Here is a 4,002-nt window from a genome sequence, read left to right on the forward strand (position 1 = left end):
TGAAAAGAAAAAAGGAAAAGGTAATATCGATAAGTTGAACTATTGTTATCTAACTCTAGCTAGAGGGGATTTTACACAAAAAATTGGACTTGATCCTTTATATAAGAGTAAAACTCTAAAGAATTGTTATGAGTTTACAAAAGTCTAAATACTTTATTATAAGATAGGGAGGTATTATAAATGAGGCTAAAAAAGGTTTTTGTAGTGCTTTTGTGTATTAGTTTTGTTTTATCGTTGGTAGTAGGGTGTACATCTAGTGAAACTGCGGATAAAGAAGGACAAAAACAAGAGGGTGAATCTGTATCTAAACAAACTGATCAAGAAGAAGAGGCAAAAGAGGATGAAGATGTCCCACCTTACCTAAATAAAGAGGGGTTTCCCATTGTAAAAGAACCGATTACCTTGAGGTTCATGGTAAGGCAAACACCTGTTCAACCTCCTCATGAAGAGATTTTTGTGTGGCAGGAATATGAAAAGATGACTGGAGTAAAGATTGAGTGGATTAATGTTCCTGATACAGATTTGGCTGAAAAAAGAAATTTAGCTATTGCATCTGGCGATTTACCGGACGCATTCATAAGATGTAACTTTCCAGATTTAGATGTATTGAGGTATGGGGAACAAGGGATTTTCATTGAATTAAACGATTTAATTGACAAATATGCACCTAATTTAAAGGCTTGTATGGAAAAATATCCAGAAGTTAAAAAGGGTCTGCCAGAATATAACGGTAAGATATATGCTACACCCGTTCTTTTTGATTCGGAAGCTATTCAAATGGGAACAAGGCTTTTTATAAGGAGAACGTGGGTTGACAAGTTGGGGTTATCAATGCCCACTACTACTGATGAACTATATAATGTGTTGAAGGCTTTTAAAGAAGGAGATCCTAATGGAAACGGGCAGGCTGATGAAATACCATGGACTAGTTCGGATCTTACTGCCATAGAAGGCGTGTTAAAAGGAGCCTGGGGATTACAAAATAGGGGAAGTAAACATCCTTATGTTGATATGAATGAAGAAACTAATGAATTACGCTTCATTTACACTACTGATGAGATGAAAGAATTATGGCAGTACCTTAATAAGTTATATGTAGAAGGGTTATTGGATCAAGAAATTTTTACAATGGATCATCCTAAATTAATAGCAAAAGGTGAACAGAATTTAGTAGGAGCATTTTGTTTTGTAAATTCACAAGCAATTGGTGCTACACATGAGAAAGAATATGAAGGAATTCCAGAAGCTCTGGAGGGGCCACATGGGCATAAGATTTGGGCAGGAAAAGGACCTGTACTTAGTTCAAAAGGCTCATTTCAAATAACAAGTGCATGCAAGTATCCTGAAGTTGCTATAAGATGGATTGATTACTTCTATTCTGAAGAAGGTGCTACGTTTTTCTACATGGGCGTAGAAGGCGTAACATATAAGAGAAATCCAGACGGTACTTTAGAATATACTATACCAGAACTCGAAAGCATGCCTGAAGGGACTTCCTTTGACCAGATTGTTGGTAAATACACACCATATATGGGTGGTGGTAATCCACAAATTACCATGACGCATTATTTTAAAGGAGGGGAGACTCATCCTATACCTTTAAAAGCGGCACAGAATGTGGCACCTTATGCTCCGAAAGAAATATGGGCTGGATTTAACTTTACCATAGAAGAAGCAGAGAGACTTAATGAGTTGCAAAGTGATATTCACTCTTATATAAATACTATGAGAGCTGAATTTATTAGCGGCAAAACATCTTTTGATCAATGGGATGAATATGTACAACAAATAGAAAAAATGGGATTAAAGGAATATATGGAGATTTATCAGAAAGGTTATGAACGATATAAAAGTAACTAAAATTTACTAAAATTAAACCAAGAGATGATTAGAGACACACTTAAAGCCTAACAAAGGCTTTAAGTGTGTCGTCACAAATTTTTATAAAAAGGTGAAGTGAAAATGGATAAGAACAGTAAAATTTCTAGAGATAGTCTTTTATATGATCTTATAAAAAATAAAACATTGTATATAATGATATTGCCTGTTACCTTGTATTTCATAATATTTTCTTACTGGCCAATGTATGGTGTTCAAATTGCTTTTAAGAATTTTAACGCTGCAAAAGGGATAATGGGTAGTCCATGGGTGGGATTTTATCATTTTGAGAGATTTTTTCATAGTTATCATTTTGTAAATCTGATAAGGAATACAATTACTCTTAGTGTGTACCAACTCATAGCGTCGTTTCCAGCTCCTATTATATTGGCACTTTTATTAAACGAAGTTACCAATAGTAAATTCAAGCGGGTTGTACAAACAGTAACTTATGCTCCACATTTTCTGTCTACAGTGGTAATAGCTGGAATGTTGACAACTTTTTTATCTCCTCGAACGGGAATAGTCAATCATTTGATAGAAGCTTTAGGAGGAGAAAGAATTTATTTCATGGGTGAACCTTTTTGGTTTAAACATGTATACGTATGGTCAGGAGTATGGCAGCATACAGGCTGGAATGCTATTATATATTTAGCTACATTAACTAGCGTTGACCAACAGTTACATGAGGCAGCAATTATTGATGGTGCAAATAAAATCCAAAGAATATGGTATATTAATATACCAACTATTATGCCTACAGCTATAATATTGCTTATATTAAATTTAGGGCAGGTAATGAATGTGGGATTTGAGAAGGTATTTTTGCTACAAAATGATTTAAACATGAAATCGTCAGATGTTATTTCTACTTATGTGTATAGAATGGGATTGCTTGGTGCTCAGTATTCCTTTTCTGCTGCGGTAGGTTTATTTAATTCGGTTATAAATTTTATTCTTATAATAATTGTGAACTATATATCTCGTAAAGTTAGTGAGGTTAGTTTGTGGTGACAAAAAGGAGTGAAAAAAGGAATGAACACAATAGCAAGAGCAAGAGTAGATAAAATTTTTGATACAGTTAACATAATTATTCTTACATTAGTGCTAGTAATTATTCTTTATCCTTTAATCTTTGTTGTTTCAGCTTCTTTTAGTGATCCTGTGCGTGTTTTACAGGGTCAAGTTTGGCTATGGCCCAAGGGATTTAATATAGAGAGTTATAAATTAGTTTTTTCACATGACCAGATTATGATAGGGTATAGAAATACAATATTTTATACGTTGTTAGGCACATTTATAAATCTTGTAATGACAACTCTTGGTGCATATCCTTTATCTCGGCGTGATTTTCGTGCGAGGTCATTTTTTACTTTCATATTTGTATTTACGATGTTTTTCAGTGGGGGGTTGATTCCTACGTATTTGGTAGTAAAACAGTTGGGGCTTTTGGATACAATATGGGCTCTATTATTACCAGGAGCCGTAAGTGTATGGAATATGACGATTATGCGTAATTATTTTCAGACGAGTATTCCTTTTGAATTGCAGGAATCGGCAATGATAGATGGATGTGGGAACTTAAGTTTGCTTTTAAAGATAGTACTCCCATTGTCAATACCCATCATAGCCGTCATGATTATTTTTTATGGTGTAGGACATTGGAACAGTTTTTTTAATGCTTTAATTTATCTTACGGATCAAAATAAATATCCATTACAGTTAGTGTTAAGATCAATTTTAATTAAGGAAGAAACAGCTGAAATGATTGCTGCTGATGATTCTGTAATCAGAAGGCAAATGATGGCAGAAATATTAAAATATGCTGCAATAATAGTTGCTAGCTTGCCAGTTCTTTTATTATATCCATTCTTACAGAAGTATTTTGTACATGGGATCATGGTAGGTGCTCTAAAGGGTTGATATTTTCAAAATTAACTTTGGGAGAAGTAGTAAGTACGGATCAAGTCCAAATTTTTGTGTAAAATTCCCTCTGGCTAGAATCAGGTTAAATTATCACCACTAATCTTTAAATTTTACTGCTTCCGGCTTCTTTTAGGTCAAGGATTCGCTATCGCCGGGCTGCGCCCGTCCTTGACCTAAAAGAGCCTCCAGCAGTTTTAT

3 protein-coding genes are annotated in these 4,002 nt (G+C 34.4%); all 3 read left to right on the forward strand.

Annotated features, from left to right (window positions below):
* Positions 1 to 180: 180 nt before the first annotated feature.
* The 3 genes from BM241_RS11905 to BM241_RS11915 all read left to right on the forward strand — a co-directional run bounded on the left by BM241_RS11905 (position 181) and on the right by BM241_RS11915 (position 3,801).
* On the forward strand, positions 181 to 1,860 hold the full coding sequence (locus BM241_RS11905) for an extracellular solute-binding protein (RefSeq protein WP_025747878.1): 1,680 nt from the start codon (positions 181 to 183) through the stop codon (positions 1,858 to 1,860).
* A gap of 102 nt (positions 1,861 to 1,962) precedes the next feature.
* Entirely contained in the window at positions 1,963 to 2,892 is a 930-nt protein-coding gene (locus tag BM241_RS11910) for an ABC transporter permease (RefSeq protein WP_025747877.1), read from the forward strand.
* Between the two features lie 21 nt (positions 2,893 to 2,913).
* On the forward strand, positions 2,914 to 3,801 hold the full coding sequence (locus BM241_RS11915; RefSeq protein WP_035146673.1) for a carbohydrate ABC transporter permease: 888 nt from the start codon (positions 2,914 to 2,916) through the stop codon (positions 3,799 to 3,801).
* Positions 3,802 to 4,002: the final 201 nt, after the last annotated feature.

It is taken from the genome of Caldicoprobacter faecalis (assembly GCF_900115765.1).
Classification (GTDB): domain Bacteria; phylum Bacillota; class Clostridia; order Caldicoprobacterales; family Caldicoprobacteraceae; genus Caldicoprobacter; species Caldicoprobacter oshimai.